The sequence below is a fragment of the Arthrobacter sp. ERGS1:01 genome (genome assembly GCF_001281315.1).
Lineage (GTDB): Bacteria > Actinomycetota > Actinomycetes > Actinomycetales > Micrococcaceae > Specibacter.
Genome location: NZ_CP012479.1, coordinates 3,276,695 through 3,299,805, shown reverse-complemented (window position 1 = coordinate 3,299,805; position 23,111 = coordinate 3,276,695). Strand labels below are relative to the sequence as shown.

General features: G+C 64.3%; 18 protein-coding genes and 1 tRNA gene. 13 read left to right on the top strand and 6 right to left on the bottom strand.

The annotated features are described in order from the left end of the window. Positions 1–173: 173 nt before the first annotated feature. The 3 genes from AL755_RS18915 to AL755_RS18905 all read right to left on the bottom strand — a co-directional run bounded on the left by AL755_RS18915 (position 174) and on the right by AL755_RS18905 (position 3,211). The gene (locus AL755_RS18915) at positions 174–1,199 is read right to left on the bottom strand and encodes a 6-phosphofructokinase (protein WP_054012322.1); all 1,026 of its coding nucleotides are present in this window, start codon (positions 1,197–1,199) and stop codon (positions 174–176) included. Positions 1,200–1,325: 126 nt separating this feature from the next. Next, entirely contained in the window at positions 1,326–1,655 is a 330-nt protein-coding gene (locus AL755_RS22635; RefSeq protein ID WP_082369421.1) for a hypothetical protein, read from the bottom strand. A gap of 50 nt (positions 1,656–1,705) precedes the next feature. Next, complete coding sequence (locus AL755_RS18905) at positions 1,706–3,211, bottom strand: PspC domain-containing protein (protein ID WP_054012321.1); 1,506 nt, start codon at positions 3,209–3,211, stop codon at positions 1,706–1,708. Between the two features lie 113 nt (positions 3,212–3,324). On the opposite strand from AL755_RS18905, the gene AL755_RS18900 reads away from it, so the two are divergent. Together AL755_RS18900 and AL755_RS18895 are read left to right on the top strand one after the other, a co-directional pair. Further along, positions 3,325–4,623 (top strand): ATP-binding protein, encoded by a 1,299-nt coding sequence (locus AL755_RS18900; protein ID WP_054012320.1) that lies wholly within the window; start codon positions 3,325–3,327, stop codon positions 4,621–4,623. 10 nt (positions 4,624–4,633) lie between these two features. Next, complete coding sequence (locus tag AL755_RS18895; protein WP_054012319.1) at positions 4,634–5,290, top strand: LuxR C-terminal-related transcriptional regulator; 657 nt, start codon at positions 4,634–4,636, stop codon at positions 5,288–5,290. Positions 5,291–5,618: 328 nt separating this feature from the next. On the opposite strand, the gene AL755_RS18890 is transcribed toward AL755_RS18895, so the two are convergent. Continuing rightward, positions 5,619–6,851 (bottom strand): pyridoxal phosphate-dependent aminotransferase, encoded by a 1,233-nt coding sequence (locus AL755_RS18890; RefSeq protein WP_054012318.1) that lies wholly within the window; start codon positions 6,849–6,851, stop codon positions 5,619–5,621. A gap of 240 nt (positions 6,852–7,091) precedes the next feature. Here AL755_RS18890 and AL755_RS18885 point away from each other — a divergent pair. From AL755_RS18885 to rplL, 9 genes are all read left to right on the top strand, one after another. Continuing rightward, positions 7,092–7,164: transfer RNA gene (locus tag AL755_RS18885), tRNA-Trp, on the top strand. Positions 7,165–7,282: 118 nt separating this feature from the next. Further along, entirely contained in the window at positions 7,283–7,576 is a 294-nt protein-coding gene (secE, locus tag AL755_RS18880; RefSeq protein ID WP_054012317.1) for a preprotein translocase subunit SecE, read from the top strand. Between the two features lie 89 nt (positions 7,577–7,665). Continuing rightward, on the top strand, positions 7,666–8,511 hold the full coding sequence (nusG, locus tag AL755_RS18875) for a transcription termination/antitermination protein NusG (protein WP_054012316.1): 846 nt from the start codon (positions 7,666–7,668) through the stop codon (positions 8,509–8,511). 129 nt (positions 8,512–8,640) lie between these two features. After that, entirely contained in the window at positions 8,641–9,072 is a 432-nt protein-coding gene (gene rplK, locus AL755_RS18870) for a 50S ribosomal protein L11 (protein WP_054012315.1), read from the top strand. 189 nt (positions 9,073–9,261) lie between these two features. Beyond that, the gene (gene rplA, locus AL755_RS18865; protein ID WP_054012314.1) at positions 9,262–9,969 is read left to right on the top strand and encodes a 50S ribosomal protein L1; all 708 of its coding nucleotides are present in this window, start codon (positions 9,262–9,264) and stop codon (positions 9,967–9,969) included. A gap of 115 nt (positions 9,970–10,084) precedes the next feature. Beyond that, complete coding sequence (locus AL755_RS18860) at positions 10,085–10,627, top strand: GNAT family N-acetyltransferase (protein ID WP_054013197.1); 543 nt, start codon at positions 10,085–10,087, stop codon at positions 10,625–10,627. Between the two features lie 22 nt (positions 10,628–10,649). Beyond that, the gene (locus tag AL755_RS18855; protein WP_054012313.1) at positions 10,650–11,723 is read left to right on the top strand and encodes a GNAT family N-acetyltransferase; all 1,074 of its coding nucleotides are present in this window, start codon (positions 10,650–10,652) and stop codon (positions 11,721–11,723) included. 344 nt (positions 11,724–12,067) lie between these two features. Then, a complete protein-coding gene (gene rplJ, locus AL755_RS18850; RefSeq protein WP_054012312.1) occupies positions 12,068–12,652 on the top strand; it encodes a 50S ribosomal protein L10 in 585 nt (194 codons plus the stop codon). Positions 12,653–12,753: 101 nt separating this feature from the next. Continuing rightward, on the top strand, positions 12,754–13,128 hold the full coding sequence (gene rplL / locus AL755_RS18845) for a 50S ribosomal protein L7/L12 (protein WP_054012311.1): 375 nt from the start codon (positions 12,754–12,756) through the stop codon (positions 13,126–13,128). Positions 13,129–13,386: 258 nt separating this feature from the next. On the opposite strand, the gene AL755_RS18840 is transcribed toward rplL, so the two are convergent. After that, positions 13,387–13,866, bottom strand: coding sequence for an aminoacyl-tRNA deacylase (locus tag AL755_RS18840; RefSeq protein ID WP_054012310.1), 480 nt, complete (start codon positions 13,864–13,866; stop codon positions 13,387–13,389). After that, on the bottom strand, positions 13,863–15,062 hold the full coding sequence (locus AL755_RS18835) for an acetyl-CoA C-acetyltransferase (protein WP_054012309.1): 1,200 nt from the start codon (positions 15,060–15,062) through the stop codon (positions 13,863–13,865). Before AL755_RS18835 ends, AL755_RS18840 begins: the two co-directional genes overlap by 4 nt. 414 nt (positions 15,063–15,476) lie before the next feature. On the opposite strand from AL755_RS18835, the gene rpoB reads away from it, so the two are divergent. After that, positions 15,477–18,995, top strand: a complete 3,519-nt coding sequence (gene rpoB / locus AL755_RS18830) for a DNA-directed RNA polymerase subunit beta (protein ID WP_054012308.1) — start codon at positions 15,477–15,479, stop codon at positions 18,993–18,995. Between the two features lie 104 nt (positions 18,996–19,099). After that, positions 19,100–23,002, top strand: a complete 3,903-nt coding sequence (locus AL755_RS18825) for a DNA-directed RNA polymerase subunit beta' (RefSeq protein ID WP_054012307.1) — start codon at positions 19,100–19,102, stop codon at positions 23,000–23,002. Positions 23,003–23,111 lie beyond the last annotated feature (109 nt).

Below are 23,111 nucleotides of genomic sequence, written 5' to 3'. Positions count from 1 at the left end.
CCCGCGCCCTCCCAAACTGACGCGGGCGCGTCAATTTGGGCCACGCGCCCGCGCTGGAACCCAAAACGCCCCGCACCGGATTCCGGTGCGGGGCGTTTTTGCATGCTCGGTGGGCCTACACTTGCCAGGTTCCCGAAGAATCGCGCCAGCGATTGTTCAGACCGGCAGGGGGGCTAGCCGAAGAGGATTGCGGCCTCGTCGTAGCGGTGCTGGGGGACGGTCTTCAGGTTGCCCAGGGCCGACTCGAACGGCACGTGCTCAATTTCGGTGCCCTTGAGCGAGACCATGGTGCCCCACCGTTCCTCCACCACCGAGTCCACGGCGGCCATGCCCAGGCGGGTGGCCAGCACGCGGTCAAAGCTGGAGGGAACGCCGCCGCGCTGGATGTGGCCCAGCGTGGTGGCACGGGTTTCGATGCCGGTGAGGGCCTCGATCTCCGGGGCCAATTGATCGGCGATGCCGCCGAGGCGCGGGCGGCCAAACGTGTCCAGGCCGCGCTCGGAGTGGGCGGAATCCTTGTGGTCGGGCACAAAGCCCTCGGCCACGACCACTAGGGGCGCGCGGCCGCGGTCGTGGGCTTCGCGGACCCAGGCGGCGATCTGTTCCATGCTGGTCTTCTGTTCCGGAATCAGGATGGCGTGGGCGCCGGTGGCCATGCCGGCGTGGATGGCGATCCATCCCACGTGGCGTCCCATGACCTCGGCAATCATGCAGCGGTGGTGCGATTCGCCCGTGGTGCGCAGCCGGTCGATCGCCTCGGTGGCGATTTGCACGGCCGTGTCGAAGCCGAAGGTGTAGTCGGTGGCGTCGAGGTCGTTGTCGACGGTCTTGGGCACGCCGACGATCTTCAGCCCGGCATCGGTGAGGCGGCGGGCCGCGGCGAGGGTGCCTTCGCCGCCGATCGCGATCATTGCGTCAATGCCGAGGCGGTCCATATGGGCCTTGATGACCTCGGGCCCGCCGTTGCCCTCAAAAGGGTTGGTACGGGAGGTGCCCAGGATGGTGCCGCCCTGCTTGGAGATGCCGCGCACCATCTGGCGGGGGAGGTCCATGATGTCGCCCTCGACGACGCCGCGCCAGCCGTCCCGGAAGCCAACAAATTCGTGGCCGTGGACTTTGATGCCCTTCAAGACGATGCCGCGAATCACGGCGTTCAGTCCGGGGCAGTCGCCACCGCTGGTGAGAATTCCAATCTTCATGTGTAACGGTCCTTCGAGGGGGATGGAGTCAATGAGGGGTCGAGCGCACCATTGAGCTCCTCATTGGCCATTCTAGACGCTCGTGTGACCGGGGCAACTCCTGCCCATCCCATGGACAGCCGCGGATTATTTGCGGACTGCCAGGTTGATGGCGCCGCCGGCCACCATGGCCACACCCGCGCCGAACAGCAGCCACATGGCAATCTGGCCGGGTGCAAGGCCCAATCCGGCCTGCCGGGTGAGGATGACGAGGACTCCGATGGCCACCACGATCACGCCCCACACCAGGGTGCCGACGCGCACGGGGTGCCGGGTTGGTTCGTCCATGACTGGCATGGGCTCCGCGGCGACATTGATACGGGGGAGTCCGCTTGTTTGCTTAGTCCTTGCCGGTTCAGTCGGGATGGCTTCGGTGTGGGCCGGTTCGGTGGGGATGGGCTCGGTCGGGTTGTTCATGGTGTTCTCCAAGTGTCTTTGGTGGCGGGTGGTCCGTCGTCAGTGGTGCGCTATTTTCCGGGGACCGGCACGATCGTGACATTGCCGGCGGCGCCGTCGAGGGTGAGCACCAGGCCGTGGCCCGTGGCCTCGGGGTTGATCTGTGTTGTGGAGCTTTGCACCACGGCGTTGCCCGCGTTGTCGGGTTGGCCCTGCACGTCCAGGGAGGCGGCGGCGAGGCTGCTCTTGACCGTGACGGGAATGGTCGACGGGACCTTGATGACCACCCGGGAGGCTGCCAGCCCCACCGGAATCTGAACGTCCGAGGTCAAGGGGGTGCCGACGTCGAACTTGGTGAGGTCGATCGTGGCGTCGCCAAACACCACGTTCAGGCCGTCCTCGGCCGCGCTGATGCTGGTGGGTGTCCAGGACTGTCGGGCCAGGGACGTCCACGTGCCCGATTGCGGGATGATGCTCAGCAGACCGGCCAGCACCAGGGCGATGATCGCGAACGCGCCAACACCGCCGGCGGAGCGGCCGCGCAGGCCCGCCACCATGATGGCCAGTCCGGCAACGACGGCGGCGACGGCGGCGGCCGTGGCCACCTGGTAGCCGTTGAGGTCGAGCACTCCTGACGCCTCCAGGATCAGGACGGCGGCGCCTGCCATCACGGCCAGGCCCAGGGCAAGGAGGCTGGCTGCGGCGCCCAAGCGGGGCTTGGGGGCGCGGGCGGCCACCGTCACGGGGGCGGGGCGGGGTGTGGGCAGCGGGCCGGGGATGGGTGCCGTCCAGGAGTTCGCGGTCCAGGAACTTGCGTTCGAGGTGGTGCGCTGCTGCGGTGCGGCGCCGGCAGCCGGGTACGTGGTTGGGCCGGCAGAAGGGCCTGCGGCCGGGCCGGCAGCCGGGCCTGCGGTGAACGGGGCCCGAGGCGCGGGGGGCGCATACGGGGCGCCAGCCGGGGAGCCGGGACCGCCGGCATAACCGGGACCGCCCGCGTAGGCTGCGCCGGCCGGGTTTGCCGGGGGAGTGGTCTTCTTGCGGTTGACCGCCCAAACCACCACTCCGACCACGGCGGCAATCCAGATGACGGGCCACGGGAACCAGCCGTCGTGGCCGCCCCACGCGACACCCTGGCCGGGGCCGGCCAGGCCAAGGAGGGTGACGGCGGTGGCCCCGGTCATGCCGGTGGACCAGTGTCCGCGCCCGACCTGCTCCACATGGATGCGGCCGTCGGGTTCGGGCAGGAGTGCCCAGGCGATGCCGTAAGCCAGCAGGCCCACGCCGAAGAAGATGGTCAGGACCACGGCCAGGCCCCGGACGATCACGGGGTCGATGCCCCATTTCTCGGCGAGCCCGCTGCACACGCCGCCAACCCAGCGGTTGGGGCCGCGGCGCACGCCCAGGGACCGCAGCCAGAGGAAGAACCTGGCACTTTCGGGTCCCGGCGCGGGAGCCGGTCGGGGCGCCGCGTTCGGGGCGGCGTTCTGCCCGGCGTTCGGCTCCGCGTTCGGCGCTGCGGGGGGCTGTTGCGGGGTGGAGCCGGATTCGGGTTGCTGGTCTCCGTCGGTGATGTTCATGCTTCAATCGTGCCGCGGAGCGCTGCCGGCTTCCATCGGGGGTGACCCTGAATCAACCCTGAAGGATCCCTTGGAACGGCTCCGGGACGCCCCCGGCGTGTTTGGATTGAACCATGAGCGCAAAGATGTACAGGTCCCAGGACCGGAAGGTGGCGGGAGTCTGCGGCGGCCTGGCCGAGCATCTTGGCATGCGCGTGGGCACCGTGCGGGCCATCATGATCGGTGCCAGCTTCTTCTTTGGCGCCGGCCTGGCGTTCTATGCCTGGCTGTGGGTTTTTGTTCCCATGGCCGGTGAGGATGCCGGCATCGCCGGCCCGCTCCTGGACGACGACGGCAACCCCCGCCTCAAGCTGTTCCGACCCGCGGCCGACGGCGTGGCCGGCTCCGTGCCGTCCCCACCGGCGGGTGCCTCTCCAGGCAGCTCGCCGGGCGCCTCACTGGGCGTCAGGGAGATCCTGGTCGGCGGCGCCCTGGTAGTGGCAGCCTTCTTCCTGTTCAGCCGGCAAACCGGGATGAACCTGAACCTGGGCGTGCTCGTCCCGCTGGCCGTGATCGCCGCCGGAGCGGTGCTGGCCTGGCGGCAGATTGACGCCACCCGGCGGGTGGGCCTGCTCAACGCGGCGAAGATGAATTCGCCCATGTCGATCGCCCGGTTCGCCGCGGGCCTGGTGCTCGTGATCGCCGGCGTCCTGATCATCGTCACCGGCACCGGCTCGTGGACCCTTGTCTGGTCCTCGGTGGTGGCCTCCCTGGCGGTGCTGGCCGGGGTCGGGCTTGTCCTGGCCCCGTGGGCGCTGAAGTTTTGGCGGGACTTCCAGGCCGAACGGGCCGGCCGGATCAGGGCGACGGAGCGGGCCGAGATTGCCGCGCACCTGCATGATTCCGTGTTGCAGACCCTGGCCCTGATCCAAAAACGTGCAGACTCCCCGCAGGACGTCAGCCGGCTGGCCCGGGCGCAGGAGCGTGAGCTGCGGGACTGGATTTACCAGGACGCCGGGCACGATGCCGGCAAGCTCGTGGCCGGCATCAAGGCCGTGTGCGCGGAGGTCGAGGACCTGCACGGGCTGCCCGTTGAGGTGGTCACGGTGGGCGACGCCGAACTCGACGACGCCATGCGGGCCCTGGTCCAGGCCACCCGCGAGGCGGTGCTGAACGGGGTCCGCCACGGCGGTACCGCCGTCTCCGTGTACGTTGAGGCGACGGGCGCCGGCGTCGAGGTCTTCATCAAGGACAGGGGTGCGGGTTTTGACCCGGCCACCGTGCCGGCGGACCGGCTGGGCGTGCGGGAATCGGTCAGGGGGCGCATGCAGCGCAACGGCGGAACGGCTGAGATCATTAGTTCGGCGGAGGGCACCGAGGTGCGCCTGCGCCTGCCCCTCGACGCCGCAACCACCACCGACACCACCCCGTGAGGACACCAAGATGAGCGAGAACAGCCGGCCCATTCGCGTCGTGGTGGTCGATGACCACGCAATTTTCCGTTCCGGGCTCAAGGCCGACCTTGCCGACGACATCGACGTCCTGGCCGAGGCGGCCACCGTGGAGGAGGCGATCGCCAGCGTCACGGCCCACGTCCCCGACGTCGTGCTCCTTGACGTCCACCTGCCCGGCGGGCGGGGCCAGGGTGGCCGGGAGGTCATTGCCGGCTGCGCGGCCTTGTTGGGGCAAACGAAGTTCCTGGCGCTGAGCGTGTCCGATTCCGCGGAGGACGTGGTCTCCGTGATCCGGGCCGGCGCGCGCGGCTACGTGACAAAGTCGATCTCCGGGGCCGAAATTTCCGACGCCGTCCGCCGGGTTGCCGGGGGCGACGCCGTATTCTCCCCACGGCTTGCCGGCTTTGTCCTAGACGCGTTCGGCACGGCCGAGGTGGCCGTGGAGGACGAGCTCGACAGGCTTTCCGCCCGCGAACTTGAGGTCATGCGCCTGATTGCCCGCGGCTACTCCTACAAGGAGGTGGCGAAGGCGTTGTTCATCTCCATCAAAACGGTGGAAACCCACGTCTCGGCCGTGCTGCGCAAACTTCAGCTCTCATCCCGCCACGAACTCACCCGCTGGGCCGCCGACCGCCGCCTGCTCTAGGGGCTGGTGCGAGACCCGCCGTCGAAGCCGGCTCTCGAAAACTGCTTTGCGTGCCGAGAACTGTTTCTGTGCACAGGATTCGGCGCACGGATTCAGTTCTCGGTACCGAATGCAGTTTTCGGCGCAAGCGATGTCCGAGCTACCGATACGCCGGGGGCCGCAATGGTGTTTTGCGGCCATTGTTGACACGTTTCGGCAGTCCGGGGGCCGTTGTGGTGATTCGCCCACGGCCCTCCATGGGCGAATCACCACAACAGCCCCCGCACCACTATTTAGTCAAAGTAAGGGGCGGGGCCGGCGCAAAACGCGCGGCGCCCGCCCCATATAACTACTTCGCGGTGCCCAGGAACTCCTGCAGGCGGGCCACGCCGACGGCGAGGTCCTCGTCGCCGAGGGCGTAGGACAGGCGCAGGTAGCCGCTGGGGCCGAAGGCTTCACCGGGAACCACGGCAACCTCGGCCTTTTCCAGGATTAGCGCGGCAAGCTCGGCGGACGTGGCCGGACGGATGCCGCCCAGTTCGCGACCCAGCAGGCCGCGGACGTCGGCATAGGCGTAGAACGCGCCGTGCGGGGTGGGGCAGACGACGCCGTCGATCGCGTTCAGGCCGGCAACCATGGCCTTGCGGCGGCGGTCGAAGGCCACCTTCATCTCATCGACGGCGGTCAGCGGCCCGGTGAGGGCGGCCAGGGCGGCCATCTGCGAGACGTTGGCCACGTTGGAGGTGGCATGCGACTGCATGTTCGTGGCGGCCTTGGCCACGTCCAGGGGTGCCACCATCCAGCCCACTCGCCAACCCGTCATGGCGTAGGTCTTGGCGACACCGTTGAGGATTACCACCTTGTCGCCCAGTTCCGGGGCGGCGGTGGCAATGGAAGTGAAGGGAACGCCGTCGTAGGTCAGGTGCTCATAGATCTCGTCCGTGATGACCCACAGGCCCTTGGCTGCAGCCCACAAGCCAATTTCGCGGGTCTGCTCCGGCGAGTAGACGGCGCCGGTGGGGTTGGACGGGGATACGAACAGCAGGATCTTGGTGTTCGGGGTCAGCGCGGCTTCAAGCTGGTCCACCGTGACCAGGTAACCCTGCTCGGGGCCGGCAAAAACCTCCACGGGGACGCCGCCGGCCAGCCGGATGGCCTCCGGGTAGGTGGTCCAGTACGGGGTGGGGATGATGACCTCGTCGCCCGGATCCAGCAAGGTGGCGAAGGATTCGTACACGGCCTGCTTGCCGCCGTTGGTGACAACCACCTGGGCCGGGTCCACGGCGTACCCGGAATCGCGCAGGGTCTTCGCCGCAATGGCGGCCTTGAGCTCGGGCAGGCCGGCCGCAGGGGAGTAGCGGTGGAACTTGGGCTGGCGGGCCGCGTCAATGGCGGCATCGACGATGTACCCGGGGGTGGGGAAATCGGGTTCGCCGGCACCAAAGCCGATCACCGGGCGCCCGGCGGCCTTCAGGGCCTTGGCTTTGGCGTCCACGGCCAGGGTGGCGGATTCGGCAATGGCGGCGATTCGGGCGGAGACGCGGCGTCCGGTGGCGGGGGCGGCTGTCATATCGGCAGACATCAAGTTACTTTCCTTAAAGGTGGTGAGCCTAAAACACAAACTTCGTCACCCCCTACTTTAGGCGTATCGCACCCCGGTTCGACGTTCAGCACAAGATTGCGTAGAATGGACAACCGGTGCCAAAACGCCATGATGGTGCACGCCTTGACGCTGGTTTGGAAAACAGCGGACCAAGACTGTAAGTTATTTCATGGCGATCGGCGCTGACGGGGCTTGCAGGCCCCAAGCTGAAAGTTACAAAGGGTAGTGGCGCAATTGGTAGCGCAGCGGTCTCCAAAACCGCAGGTTGCAGGTTCGAGTCCTGTCTGCCCTGCGCATAGGCGTAACGGGTTTGGTTCACAGTAACTTGTGAACCAAACCCATAGCCGTCTAGCGAATAAACTGCACAAGACACAGCTCGGTTGACGGGCGCGGTGTCATCCCAACAATTGATGAGCGAGGCACTGGTGACCGATACTGCGGCAAGCCGCCCCAAGGGCCCCTCTGCTAAGAAGACCTCCAAGTCCGGTGGCCCCGGGTTCTTTGGTCGCATAGCAGTCTTCCTCCGCCAAGTCATTGGCGAGATGAAAAAGGTTGTCACCCCCACTCGTAAAGAGTTGGTCAACTACACCGCCGTCGTGCTGGTATTCGTCGTAATCATGATGGGCATCGTCACCGTCTTGGATCTGGGCTTCGGCAAGGCCGTGCTGTGGATCTTTGGCGGGAACGTATCCGTCGAGCAGTAAACGCTCAACTTTGGCCGGCCCCGCCAGTGATTTTTGGCATGGGGTCGGTTTGAGCCATTTAAGAAACGCACAAGGAAAGCAGGAAATTCGTGTCTGAGCAGGAGCCCGAGGCAACTTACAGTGAGCAGGACCTGGACACTGTGGTTGCTGATGCTGCCATCAGTGCTGACCTTGATGCCCCCGAGGACGTAGACGCTCCCGAGGCTGAAGAGCTCGAGGACGACGTCGACTCCGACGAGGCCGTTGAAGAAGACGCCGTTGAAGAAGAGGCCGGCGACGACGCCGAGGCTGAGCAGGAGCCGGCCGACGCCGTCGTTCCCGCCGAGCCCGAGGTGGACCCGGCCGAGGAATTCAAGGCCAAACTGCGTCGCCAGGAAGGCGACTGGTACGTCATCCACTCTTACGCCGGTTACGAAAACCGCGTGAAGGTCAACCTGGAATCCCGCAGCCTGTCGCTGAACATGGAAGATTACATCTTCGAAGTTCAGGTTCCGATGGAAGAAGTCGTCGAGATCAAGAACGCCCAGCGCAAGGTTGTGAACCGTGTTCGCATCCCCGGCTACGTTCTTGTCCGCATGGACCTGACCGATGCTTCGTGGGGCGTTGTCCGCCACACGCCCGGCGTCACCGGCTTTGTTGGCAACGCACACAACCCGGTCCCGCTGCGCCTGGACGAGGTCTTCTCCATGCTGGCCCCGATCTTCGAGGAGCAGCAGGCCGAAGAGACCGGCGTTCCGCTGCGTCACGATCCGATCGACGCCGAGATCGACTTCGAGGTCGGCGAGGCCGTCATCGTCAAGGACGGTCCGTTCGAGACCCTCTCCGCGACGATCTCCGAGATCAAACCCGAAACCCAGCAGCTCGTGGTGCTGGTTTCGATCTTCGAGCGCGAAACCCCGGTTACGCTCTCCTTCAACCAGGTCACCAAGATCTAGTTGACCCCAAGATTTCGCTGCGCGGCAATTTGCTTAGTTGCCGCACAGCGTCCGGCCGAACGCCATTCGGCCACCCACCGTGGACGCGCTCCGTCGTCCAAGGAAAGTTATTGAGAGAAGGACCCTACATTGGCTCCCAAGAAAAAGGTCACCGGCCTTATCAAGCTGCAGATCCAGGCAGGCGCCGCCAACCCGGCACCGCCGATTGGTCCCGCGCTTGGTCAGCACGGTGTCAACATCATGGAATTCTGCAAGGCGTACAACGCTGCCACGGAATCCCAGCGCGGAAACGTTATCCCGGTTGAAATCACGGTTTACGAAGACCGTTCCTTCACCTTCATCACCAAGACCCCGCCGGCTGCAGAGCTCATCAAGAAGGCTGCAGGCGTTGCCAAGGGTTCAGCTACCCCGCACACCGTCAAGGTTGCCCAGCTGACCAAGGCACAGGTCACCGAGATCGCCAACCAGAAGATGGTTGACCTCAACGCCACGAGCATCGAAGGCGCCGAGAAGATCATCGCCGGCACCGCCCGTTCCATGGGTATCACGGTCGAGGCCTAAAGCCCCTTCCGGTGGTCGCGCTTGTCGGGACCATCAACCGTTGACCAAGCTTTTGCACGGTCGGCGGACACCACCAAAATCATAAAGAACGACGGCGTACAGGTCACCTAAGCGTGCCTGGCGCCGGACGTCAGTGGCAGGGCCCGCGCGGTCCTAACGACCACAACTGCACAAGGAGAAACAAGCAGCATGGCAAAGCGCAGCAAAGCATATGAGGCAGCCGTAGCCAAGATCGATGCGGACAAGGTTTACGCACCGTTCGAGGCCATCAAGCTCGCCAAGGACACCAACCCGTCCAAGTTCGACGCCACCGTTGAGGTCGCTTTCCGCCTCGGCGTCGACCCCCGCAAGGCCGACCAGATGATCCGTGGCACGGTTAACCTGCCGCACGGTACGGGTAAGACCGCCCGCGTCCTCGTTTTCGCAACGGGTGAGCGCGCCGAGGCCGCTATCGCAGCCGGCGCCGAATTCGTTGGCACCGACGAACTGATCGAAAAGATCCAGGGCGGCTGGACCGACTTCGACGCAGCCGTTGCGACCCCTGACCTCATGGGTAAGGTTGGCCGTTTGGGTAAGGTTCTTGGCCCGCGTAACCTCATGCCGAACCCGAAGACCGGTACGGTAACGAACGACGTCGCCAAGGCTGTCAACGACATCAAGGGTGGAAAGATCGACTTCCGCGTCGACAAGCACTCCAACCTGCACTTCATCATCGGCAAGGTTTCCTTCGACGCCATCAAGCTGGCCGAGAACTACGCCGCAGCCCTCGAAGAGGTCCTGCGTTTGAAGCCGTCCGCTTCCAAGGGCCGCTACCTGCAGAAGGCCACCGTCACCACGACGTTCGGCCCCGGCATCACGGTTGACCCGCAGGTGACGAAGGTTGTCACCGAGGACTAAGGCTTAAGCCTTGCTTTGGGAGGGGCCGGTGTAGCGTTTTCGCTACACCGGCCCCTTTCTTTTTTGTATGGTGGATGGATACGCGCGGTACACGCAAAATTTCGGGAGCATTTTCATGGGCGTCACAATTCGGCAGGCAACGACGGCGGACGCGGCGGCACTGTCCGAGTTGGCGGCGGCCACCTTTCCGCTGGCGTGCCCGCCGGGCAGCACCGAGGCCGACATTGCGGCGTTCATTGCCGAGCATCTTTCTGCGGGCGCCTTTTCCGGCTACCTTGTGGACCCTGCCCGGGCCGTATTCGTGGCCGAGGATGCAGGCGCCCCGCAGCCCCTGCTCGCTTACACCATGCTCGTGGACGCGCCCACAAAGGACCCGGACGTGGCGGCCGTGCTGGGTACGCCCGCGGCCATCGAGCTGAGCAAATGCTATGCACGCCCCGACTGCCACGGCCGCGGGGTGAGCACCATGCTCATGGATGCGTCCCTGCAGTGGGCGTTGGGGAAGGGCGCGCCGGAGGTGTGGCTCGGCGTGAACGACGAGAACCTGCGGGCCAGGTCATTTTATGAAAAACACGGTTTCAGCGTTGCCGGAACCAAAAGCTTCACATTGGGGAACCGGGTCGAACATGACTACGTCATGGTGCGGCCCTCATCATGAAAGTTTCAGGAGTGCCAAAGTTATGACTGACATCCGGATCGAACAACTCGTCGTCCCCGCAACCGTCGACGGCGACGGCGCGGAGGACTTCCGCGCGGCAGTGGAGGTGTCCCGGCAGGTGCGCAGCAACACCTGGGGCAACGACGACCTTGCCTACACGGCGGAGGAGCTGCTCGCCGTGTGCCACGACCCCTACGAGTGGTACGTGATGCTGGTTGCCCGGCTGGACGGCACCATCGTGGGCCGGGCAGGCATCGCCCTGCCGCTCGACGACAACACGGAGCTGGCCCATGTGACCCTTGACGTGCTGCCGGCCGCCCAGGGCCACGGCCTGGGCCGGAAACTGCTGGAAGCCGCGGAGACGTTCGTGCGCGGCGAAAACCGGCGGATCGTCGTCGTGGAGACCAACCACTCCGCCGCGGCGTTGGCCGACGACGGCGGAGAACGGCTGCCGGCCGCGAGCGGGGTCGGGGAGTTGCCGCTGGGCAGCCGGGAGGCACGCTTTGCCCACAACGCCGGATACAGCCTGGAGCAGGTGGAGCAGTTCAGTGCCTGCCCGCTGCCGTTGGATGCCGCCGTCGCACGGGAGTTGTCGGACCGGGCCCGGACAGCGCACGGTGATGCGTACTCCGTCCACCAGTGGACCGACCGGTGCCCGGAAAGCTGGGTGGCGGACATCATCAGGCTTGAACACGGCCAGGAGGCGGCAGCCTCGCAGCTGTGGGACATGGCCAGACTGCGGGAGTCCGAGGAACTGTCGCTGAAGACCGGGCGGCATTCCCTCGTCACGGCGGCCGAATGCGTCGCCACCGGCGAGCTGGTGGCCTTCACCTCGATCTCGGTGCTGGGCGAGCGCGACGACGTCGTCTACCAGGACGACACCATCGTGGACCCCGACCACCGGGGCCGGGAGCTTGGCCTGCAGATCAAGGTCGCCAACCTCGAACGGCTGGCCGTCGAGTTTCCGCATTCGCGCACCGTCTACACCTGGAACGCCGCCGACAACAACTACATGATCTCCGTCAACGACCAGCTGGGATTCACCGCCGCCGGGGTCACGGGGCAGTGGCAAAAGGAGTTCGACTCCGCCCTGTAGCACGCTTCGGAGCACCCGCCGATTTGGAGTCGGGGACCGGCGTCGTATAACCTTGAAGAACCAAAGACCGTTGGTCGATGGAAATCACCCCCACGAGCCAGGTGCATCATGCGCCTTGCAACGTTGGAGCCGGGCAGGTTTTCATCCGAAAGTCCGTATCAGGACGGCCAGCGCAGGTGCACAAAGCTTATGAGCAGTGTTGAACCTGGATGAAAATCCACAAAGGATCCGCTGCGAAAACGCCCCGTACATCTGTGCGGGGCGTTTTGTTTTTCCGTTTGATCCCGCAAGGGTGGCGCGGATGGGGACCTGAAGGACCGGCACTAATTCCCGGAAGGAGGGTTATGGCAACGCCAACAAAGGTGGCCGCAGTTGCAGAAATCGCACAAGATTTCAACGAGTCGACTGCAGCAGTCCTAACCGAATACCGTGGGCTCACCGTTGCACAGCTCAAGGAGCTGCGCGTTTCTCTCGGCCAGGACACCAAGTTCTCGGTTGTAAAGAACACCCTGACTGCCATTGCGGCCAAGGAAGCTGGTGTTGACGCTTTCGAAGGTCAGCTCAGCGGCCCCACCGCCATTGCTTTCATCAAGGGTGACGCTGTTGCGGCAGCAAAGAGCCTGACGGATTTTGCAAAGGCCAACAAGGCACTGATCATCAAGACCGGTATCTTCGAAGGCAAGGCTCTCGACGCTTCTGAGGTTGCCGCACTGGCAGCTCTGGAATCCCGCGAGCTGCAGCTGGCCAAGGTTGCCGGCATCCTCAAGGCTCCGATGGCCGCCGCTGCGCGCACCCTCGACGCCCTGCGCCTCAAGCTTGCCGAAGGCGCTCCGGCTGAAGCCGCACCCGCCGAAGAAGCTCCGGTTGCTGAAGAAGCTCCCGCCGCTGAAGAAGCACCGGCTGCTGAAGCAGAGACCACCGAGGCCTAGTCCTCATGGGGGCTTGTCCCCTGTAGTTTTTCCCTAAATCCATGAGGGCTTAGGTTTTAAGATTCGGCCTCCGGGCCAAGTACACAGAAGGAGCGCCACCCATGGCTAAGCTCACCAACGACGAGCTCATTGAAGCTTTCAAGGAACTGACCATCATCGAGCTCTCCGAGTTCGTGAAGAAGTTCGAAGAGGTCTTCGAAGTTACCGCTGCTGCTGTTGCAGTTGCCGGTCCGGCCGGTGCCGCAGCTGAAGAAGCTGAAGAGCAGACCGAATTCGACGTTATCCTCGAGTCCGCTGGCGACAAGAAGATTGCAGTCATCAAGGAGGTGCGCGCCATCACGTCCCTCGGCCTCAAGGAAGCCAAGGACGTCGTTGACTCCGCTCCCAAGGCTGTCCTCGAAGGCGCCACCAAGGAAGCTGCCGAGAAGGCAAAGGAAGCCCTCGAGGCTGCCGGCGCCACGGTTACCCTCAAGTAATCTCTCGCTTTTCACGAAGAAGCCCGCACCGTTTGGTGCGGGGCTTCTTTGCGTCCCGACGCCGTATCACTTTTGGCGCCCTTCCCCCGGACGCGGTATCACTTTTGGTGCCGAAACGGCGGACGCGGTATCACCTTTGGCGGGAAAACGATGAACGCCGTATCACCTTGCGATCTCTAGGTGATACGGCGTTCATCAAATCAGCGCCAAAGGTGATACGGCGTCGCCCCGGGGAGCGCCAAAGATGATACGGCGTTGCTACTCGGGGACAGAGATGTCCGCCACGGTGGCTTCGAAGGCGGCGATGAGGGCGTCGGCGTCGACGAACATGCTGTAGCCGTGCTCGCCCGCACCCATGGCGACCCGGCGACCCAGCACCGCCTCGTCCACGTAAAGCGGCCAGGCGGTGGTGCTGCCCAGGGGAGTGATGGTGCCGCGCTCGTAGCCGGTGGCGGCCAGGGCGACGTCGGCCTTGGGCATCTGCAGCTTGTTGACCCCCACCACGGCGCGCAACTTGGGCCAGGAAATGGACCGGCCGCCGGGCACCAGGGCAAACAGGAAAGTGTCGTCGCTGCGCTTGACCACCAGCGACTTCACGATGTCTGACGGCTCGATGCCCATGAGGGAGGCGGCCTCCACCAGCGAGTTGGCTGCGGGGCGGGGAAAGATCTCCACGCTCAGCCCGCGTGCGGCGGCATCCGCGCTGACCCGGGCGTGGCCCTGGGGTTCGGTGCTCACTTCGCGTCCCGGAACAGGAGCAACGCCTCGCCCTGGCCGCCACCGCCGCAGAGCGCCACGGCGGCCTTGCCGGAGCCCCTGCGGGAGAGTTCAAGGGCGGCGTGCAGCGCCAGCCGGGTGCCGGAGGCGCCGATCGGGTGGCCCAGTGCTACGGCGCCGCCGTGGATATTGCACTTTTCCAGCGGCACGTCGAGATCGCGCAGGGACTGCACCACCACCGAGCCGAAGGCCTCGTTGATTTCAAGGAAGTCGAGGTCGTCCGTGGTCCAGCCGGCTTTGTCCAGCGCGCTTTGGATCGCGTGGGAGGGCTGGGAATGCAGGGAGTTGTCGGGGCCTGCCACCTGTCCCGGGGCGCCCACAACGGCCAGCCAGGGCAGATCGTGGGCCTCGGCGTAGGCGCGCGTGGTCAGCACCATGGCGGCCGCGCCGTCGGACAAGGGGGAGGAGTTGCCGGCGGTGATGGCGCCGTCGGCGGAGAATGCCGGCCGCAGCGGGGCCAGGGTCTCCACCGTGGTGTTGGCGCGGATGCCCTCATCACCGGTCAAAACCAGGTCGTCGCCCTTGCGTTGGACCAGCGTGACGGGGGCGATCTCGTCGTCGAACACCCCGGCCGCAACAGCCGCGGCGGCACGCTGGTGGGAGGCCGCGGCCACTTCGTCCTGGGAGATCCGGCTGATGCTCAGGCGGATGTTGCCGCGTTCGGTCGACAGCCCCATGGACTCACCGTCGAAGGCATCCGTCAGGCCGTCGTGGGCGGCCGCGTCCAGGGCCTGCACGGCGCCGTAGGACCAGCCCTGGCGCGAACCCGGCAGCAGGTGCGGGGCGCGGGTCATGGATTCCTGCCCGCCGGCCACCACCACAGTGGCGTCCCCGCTGCGCAGCATCCGGGCGGCGTCGATCACGGCGGTCAGGCCGGAGAGGCAGACCTTGTTGATGGTCACGGAGGGCACGTTCCAGCCGATCCCGGCGCTCACGGCGCTCTGCCGGGCGGGATTCTGGCCGGCCCCGGCCTGGAGCACCTGGCCCATGATCACGTAGTTGACCTCCGACGCCGGAACCCCGGAGCGGGTCAGTGCGGCGGCGATGGCCTTGGCTCCCAGTTCGACGGCGGTGAAACTCGCCAACTGCCCGTTGAGCCGGCCCTGGGGCGTGCGGGCCCCGGCGAGAATAACCACATCGTTTGCTTGTGCCGTCATGGCAAGGCGCTCCTTACGTACGTCAGCACGGTTCACCGTTGACCCATGCTGGTCTCTATAAGTTCTAACAGTAGGAGATGGACGGAAATTTCCGCCCAAACCGGCACCGCCACGCCCGCACTGTGAGCAGCGGAACATCCACACTTGCGCATTTTCGTTTCCTGGGGTAGACACGCACGCCTATTGCCTGTAATGTAGTTCTTTGCGTATCCCTCTTAACCTTCAGCCTTCATATAGCGGTGGGCTTTGCTTAGGACAAGAGTTGGGACAACGTACATCAGCGGTTGGCCCGGCCTTCCGAACGATGCACGTTTGAACAATTTTTGGCCGGCGTTCCCCTTGGTTTGATGACCAGGCGGTGAAACGGGTGAGGGTTCACAAGAACAAGCCTGCAGGTCTGTGGAAGGATCCCTCTTGGTCGCCTCGAGCACCTCTAATGTAAATAACGCTGCAACCGCTATCGATTCAAACAGCACCGACGGTGCGAAGAGTCGCATCTCATTCGCCAAGATTCACGAGCCGCTTGACGTGCCGAATCTGCTTGCACTCCAGACCGAGAGCTTTGACTGGCTCGTCGGCAACGGACGCTGGCAGTCGCGCATGCAGACCGCCGTGGATGCCGGCGATGACAGTGTGGCCGTAACCTCCGGTCTGTCTGACATCTTCGAAGAGATCTCCCCGATTGAGGACTTCCAGGGCACCATGTCCCTGTCCTTCACGGAACCGGAGTTCGCCGATCCCAAATTCACCGTTGACGAATGCAAGGACCGCGACGCCACGTACGCCGCGCCGCTGTACGTCAAGGCCGAGTTCATGAACAACCTCACGGGCGAAATCAAGCAACAGACCGTGTTCATGGGCGATTTCCCGCTCATGACCGACAAGGGTACGTTCGTCATCAACGGCACCGAGCGTGTCGTTGTTTCCCAGCTGGTCCGTTCACCGGGTGCTTACTTTGAGCGCACCGCTGACAAGACCAGCGACAAGGAAATCTTCACCGCCAAGATCATCCCCTCCCGTGGTGCATGGTTCGAGCTGGAGATTGACAAGCGCGACCAGGTCGGCGTCCGCCTCGACCGCAAGCGCAAGCAGTCCGTCACCGTACTGTTGAAGGCCCTCGGCTGGACCGAAGGCCAGATCCTGGAGGAGTTCGGCGAGTTCGACTCCATCCGTGCCACGCTGGAAAAGGATGCCACCACCGGTCGCGAAGACGCGCTGCTGGACATCTACCGCAAGCTGCGCCCGGGCGAGCCGCCGACGGTTGACGCCGCCGACGCGCTGCTGAACAACCTGTACTTCAACTCCAAGCGCTACGACCTCGCCAAGGTTGGCCGTTACAAGATCAACCGCAAGCTGGGCATCGACATGCCGTTGAGCAACCCGGAATCCTCCGTGCTCAGCGTCGATGACATCGTCGCCATGATCAAGTACCTGGTCACCTTGCACGCCGGTGGCAAGACCACCAAGGGCCAGCGCGACGGCGCCGAGGTTGACCTGCGTGTCGACGTCGACGACATCGACCACTTCGGCAACCGCCGCATCCGCGCCGTCGGCGAGCTCATCGAGAACCAGGTCCGCACGGGCCTGTCCCGCATGGAGCGCGTTGTCCGCGAGCGTATGACGACCCAGGACGTCGAGGCCATCACGCCGCAGACGCTGATCAACATTCGCCCCGTGGTTGCCGCGATCAAGGAGTTCTTCGGAACCTCCCAGCTCTCGCAGTTCATGGACCAGAACAACCCGCTGGCCGGTTTGACGCACAAGCGTCGTCTTTCCGCGCTGGGCCCGGGTGGTCTCTCCCGTGACCGCGCAGGCATGGAAGTTCGAGACGTTCACCCGTCCCACTACGGCCGCATGTGCCCCATTGAAACCCCTGAAGGCCCGAACATTGGTCTGATCGGTTCCTTGGCGTCCTACGGCCGGATCAATCCGTTCGGGTTCATCGAGACCCCGTACCGCCGCGTCAAGGGCGGCGTCGTCACCGACCAGGTTGATTACCTGACGGCCGACGACGAGGTCGACGTTGTTATCGCACAGGCCAACGCGCCGCTGGATAACGACAACCACTTCACCGAAGAAACCGTCCTGGTCCGCCAGCGCGGTGGTGGCGGCGAGCCCGTCCTGATCCCGGCCGACGAGGTCGAGTACATGGACGTTTCCCCGCGCCAGATGGTGTCCGTGGCAACCGCCCTGATCCCGTTCCTTGAGCACGATGACGCCAACCGCGCCCTCATGGGTGCGAACATGCAGCGCCAGGCCGTGCCGCTGGTCCAGTCCGAGGCCCCGTTCGTGGGTACCGGCATGGAGCGCCCCACGGCAGTCGACGCCGGTGACGTTGTCATCGCGAAGAAGGCCGGTGTGGTTTCGGAAGTTTCCGCCGACATTGTTGTGATGTTGAACGACGACGGCACCGAGACCAACTACCCGATCGCCAAGTACCAGCGTTCAAACCAGGGCACCGCCTACAACCAGCGCGTCCTGGCCTCCGAGGGTCAGCGTCTGGAAGTTGGCGGCATCATCGCCGACGGTCCGGCAACGGACATGGGCGAGCTCGCCCTGGGCAAGAACCTCCTCGTGGCGTTCATGTCCTGGGAAGGCCACAACTACGAGGATGCGATCATCCTTTCGCAGCGCATCGTTGCCGAAGACGTGCTCTCCTCGATCCACATCGAAGAGCACGAGATCGACGCCCGCGACACCAAGCTTGGCGCCGAGGAAATCACCCGGGACATCCCGAACGTTTCCGAGGAAATCCTGGCAGGCCTGGACGAGCGCGGCATCATCCACATCGGTGCCGAGGTTGAAGCCGGCGACATCCTGGTTGGTAAGGTCACGCCCAAGGGCGAGACCGAGCTGACCCCGGAGGAGCGCCTGCTGCGCGCCATCTTCGGCGAGAAGAGCCGCGAAGTTCGCGACACTTCCCTGAAGGTTCCCCATGGCGAGTCCGGAACGGTCATCGGCGTTCGCGTCTTCGATCGCGACTCCGACGACGACCTGCCCCCCGGAGTGAACCAGCTGGTTCGCGTGTACGTGGCCAACAAGCGCAAGATCACCGATGGTGACAAGCTGGCCGGACGTCACGGTAACAAGGGTGTCATCTCCAAGATCCTGCCGATCGAGGACATGCCGTTCCTTGCCGACGGTACCCCCGTCGACATCGTGCTGAACCCGCTGGGTGTGCCCGGTCGAATGAACGTCGGCCAGGTCCTGGAAATCCACCTCGGGTGGGCTGCCAAGACCGGCTGGAAGGTTGAGGGTGAGCCTGACTGGATCAAGAACCTGCCCAACCTGCCGCGTGAAATCGGCCAGACCAAGGTTGCGACCCCCGTGTTCGACGGTGCCCGCGACGAGGAAATCACAGGTCTGCTCGATTCCACCAACGTCACTCGTGACGGTGACCGCCTGATCGACTCCTCCGGAAAGACCCGTCTGTTCGACGGCCGCTCCGGCGAGCCGTTCCCGGACCCGGTCTCCGTGGGTTACATGTACATCTTGAAGCTCCACCACTTGGTGGACGACAAGATTCACGCCCGCTCCACGGGCCCGTACTCCATGATCACGCAGCAGCCCCTGGGTGGTAAGGCCCAGTTCGGTGGCCAGCGCTTCGGTGAAATGGAAGTTTGGGCGCTGGAAGCCTATGGCGCCGCGTACACCCTGCAGGAACTGCTCACGATCAAGTCCGATGACATTCACGGTCGCGTGAAGGTCTACGAGGCGATCGTCAAGGGCGAGAACATCCCGGAGCCGGGCATCCCCGAGTCCTTCAAGGTTCTCATCAAGGAAATGCAGTCGCTGTGCCTGAACGTGGAAGTGCTTTCCACCGACGGAACGACGATTGAGATGCGTGACTCGGATGAAGAAGTCTTCCGGGCCGCGGAGGAGCTGGGCATCGACCTGTCACGGGCCGAGCCGAACTCTGTCGAAGAAGTTTAGGGGCGTTCGACGGCGGTGGCCCGCCTGCCGCCGTCGAACCTTCACTTCCTCCCGTACCCGCCTAGACATTCAGACTTTAGAGAATTAGAGAGAACAGGACCCATATGTCCAGCGAATCCTCCTTCGGCCTCATGCAGATCGGCCTGGCCACCGCGGATGACATCCGCGACTGGTCGCACGGCGAAGTCAAGAAGCCGGAAACCATCAACTACCGCACGCTCAAGCCCGAGAAGGACGGCCTCTTCTGCGAGAAGATCTTCGGCCCTTCCCGCGACTGGGAATGCTACTGCGGCAAGTACAAGCGCGTGCGCTTCAAGGGCATCATCTGTGAGCGTTGTGGCGTAGAAGTCACCCGCGCCAAGGTGCGTCGTGAGCGCATGGGCCACATTGAGCTCGCCGCCCCCGTCACCCACATCTGGTACTTCAAGGGCGTTCCCTCGCGCTTGGGCTACCTGCTGGACCTGGCACCGAAGGACCTTGAGAAGGTCATCTACTTCGCCGCCTACATGATCACCAGTGTCGACGACGAAGCACGTCACGAAGAGCTGCCGAACCTCCAGACCGAGCACGACCTGGAAAAGAAGCGCATGGTTGACACCCGCGACTCCGACATCGCCACGATCGCCCGCGACCTCGAGAACGAGATTGCCCGCCTCGAGGGCGAAGGCGCCAAGGCAGCCGACAAGAAGAAGGCCCGCGACTCCGCGGACCGCCAGATGGCCAACGTGCGCAAGCGTGCGGATGCGGACATCGACCGCCTCGAGCAGGTTTGGGACCGTTTCAAGGGCCTGAAGGTTGCCGACCTCGAAGGCGACGAAGCCCTGTACCGCGAACTGCGTGACCGTTACGGCATGTTCTTCGAAGGTTCCATGGGTGCCGAAGCCATCAAGAAGCGTCTTGAGACCTTCGACATGGCCGGCGAAGCCGAGATCCTGCGCGACATCATCCAGAACGGCAAGGGCCAGCGCAAGACGCGTGCCCTGAAGCGCCTGAAGGTTGTCAACGCGTTCCTGACCACCAACAACAGCCCCCTGGGCATGGTGTTGGACGCCGTCCCGGTGATCCCGCCGGAACTGCGCCCCATGGTTCAGCTCGACGGTGGCCGTTTCGCCACCTCGGACCTGAACGATCTCTACCGTCGCGTGATCAACCGCAACAACCGTCTCAAGCGACTGCTTGACCTGGGTGCTCCGGAGATCATCGTCAACAACGAAAAGCGCATGCTGCAGGAAGCCGTCGACTCCCTGTTCGACAACGGCCGCCGCGGCCGTCCGGTCACCGGACCGGGCAACCGTCCGTTGAAGTCGCTCTCCGACATGCTCAAGGGCAAGCAGGGTCGTTTCCGCCAGAACCTTCTGGGTAAGCGCGTTGACTACTCGGGCCGTTCCGTGATCGTTGTTGGTCCGCAGCTGAAGCTGCACCAGTGTGGTCTGCCCAAGCAGATGGCCCTGGAGCTCTTCAAGCCGTTCGTGATGAAGCGCCTAGTTGACTTGAACCATGCACAGAACATCAAGAGCGCCAAGCGCATGGTGGAGCGTTTCCGCCCGCAGGTGTGGGATGTTCTCGAAGAGATCATCACCGAGCACCCGGTATTGCTCAACCGTGCACCAACCCTGCACCGTTTGGGTATCCAGGCGTTCGAGCCCCAGCTTGTTGAAGGCAAGGCAATCCAGCTTCACCCGCTGGTTTGTGGCGCCTTCAACGCCGACTTCGACGGCGACCAGATGGCAGTCCACCTGCCGCTGAGCCCCGAGGCGCAGGCTGAAGCCCGCATCCTGATGCTGTCGTCCAACAACATCCTGAAGCCCTCCGACGGCCGCCCGGTCACCCTGCCTTCGCAGGATATGATCATCGGCCTGTACCACCTGACCACCAAGCGCATTGGTGCGGCAGGCGAGGGCCGGATCTTCTCCACCCCGGCCGAGGCCGTCATGGCACACGACGCCGGCGAGTTGCACCTGAACTCGCAGGTCAAGATCCGCATGACCGGTTTCGTGCCGAACGCCGAATGGGAGGCCCCCGAAGGTTGGGAGGCCGGCCAGCCGGCAATCGTCGCCACGTCGCTGGGCCAGGTCATCTTCAACGAGACCCTGCCCGCCGACTACCCGTGGGTTGAGAAGGTTGCCGACAAGGGCCAGCTCTCCGAGATCGTCAACGACCTCGCCGAGCGCTACCCGAAGGTTGTTGTAGCGGCAACGCTGGACAACCTGAAGGATGCCGGCTTCTACTGGGCCACACGCTCGGGCATCACGGTTGCCATCTCCGACATTGAGGTGCCGAAGGCCAAGCCGGCCATCCTTGAAGGCTACGAGGTCAAGGCCGCCAAGGTTCAGGCCCAGTTCGACAAGGGTCTGATCGCCGACGAGGAGCGCCGCCAGGAGCTCATCGACATTTGGAACCAGGCAACCAACGAGATCGCCGATGCGATGCGTGCTTCACTGTCCGCGTCCAACACGATTAACCGCATGGTTTCCTCCGGTGCCCGTGGTAACTGGATGCAGGTTCGCCAGATTGCCGGTATCCGTGGCCTGGTGGCCAACCCCAAGGGTGAAATTATTCCTCGCCCGATCAAGTCCTCCTACCGTGAGGGCCTGTCGGTTTTGGAGTACTTCATCGCCACGCACGGTGCCCGTAAGGGTCTGGCCGATACCGCTCTGCGTACCGCCAACTCGGGTTACCTGACCCGTCGTCTGGTGGACGTTTCACAGGATGTCATCGTTCGCGAAGACGACTGTGGCACCGAGCGCGGTTTGACGCTGCCGATCGCCGTCGTCGACGCCATGGGTGAAGTCCATCTGCACGAGGAAGTCGAGAACAGCGTGTACGCACGCACCTTGGCTGCCGAGGTTGTGGATGCCAACGGCAAGGTGCTCGCCTCCGCGGGCGCCGACGTCGGAGACGTGCTCATCGCTGAACTGTTCGCAGCCGGCATCGCCGAGATCAAGGTCCGCTCCGTGCTGACCTGTGAGTCCACGGTGGGAACCTGTGCACTGTGCTACGGCCGCTCGCTGGCCACCGGTAAGACGGTGGACATTGGTGAGGCCGTCGGTATCATCGCCGCTCAGTCCATTGGTGAGCCCGGTACCCAGCTGACCATGCGTACCTTCCACACCGGTGGTGCCGTTTCGGCCAGCCGCGGCGAGGACATCACGCAGGGTCTGCCCCGTATCCAGGAGCTCTTCGAGGCACGTACCCCCAAGGGTAATGCCCCGATCGCCGAGGCTGCCGGACGCATCAACATTGATGAGTCCGAACGCACCATGCGACTGATCCTGACCCCGGACGACGGCACCGAAGAAATCGCCTACCCGGTTCTGCGCCGTGCCCGCCTGCTGGTTGCCGACGGCGACCACGTCGAGGTTGGCCAGAAGATGGTTGTGGGTGCTGTTGATCCGAAGCAGGTTCTGCGCATCCTCGGCCCGCGTGCCGCTCAGAAGCACCTCGTTGAGGAAGTTCAGGGCGTTTACCGCAGCCAGGGTGTGGGTATCCACGACAAGCACGTCGAGGTTATCGTCCGCCAGATGCTCCGTCGCGTGACGGTCATCGAGTCCGGTGACTCCAACCTGCTGCCCGGCGAGCTTGCCGAGCGGGGCCGCTTCGAGACGGAAAACCGTCGCGTCGTGTCCGAGGGCAAGAAGCCGGCATCGGGCCGTAACGAGCTCATGGGTATCACCAAGGCCTCCTTGGCCACCGAGTCCTGGCTCTCCGCCGCTTCCTTCCAGGAGACCACCCGCGTTCTGACGCAGGCGGCCATGGAAGGCAAGTCCGACCCGCTGCTGGGTCTGAAGGAGAACGTCATCATCGGTAAGCTGATCCCGGCTGGTACGGGTCTGCCGCGCTACACCAACGTCACGGTGGAGCCGACCGAGGAAGCCAAGGCCAACCTGTTCACCGGTCCGAGCGCGTTCAGCGACTTTGACTACGTGGGCGGCGTGGGCGATCTTGGTGCCGAGTTCCGTGCCATCCCCTTGGATGACTACGACCTGGGCAACAACTTCAGCGGTTAGTAGCTGATAGGTCTCGACAGGCCCGACCAGCGGTGGTCGAGCCTGTCGAGACCGACGACGGCGGTTGGTGAGCTTCCTTGTGAAGCCCACCAACCGCCGTCGTGCTTTA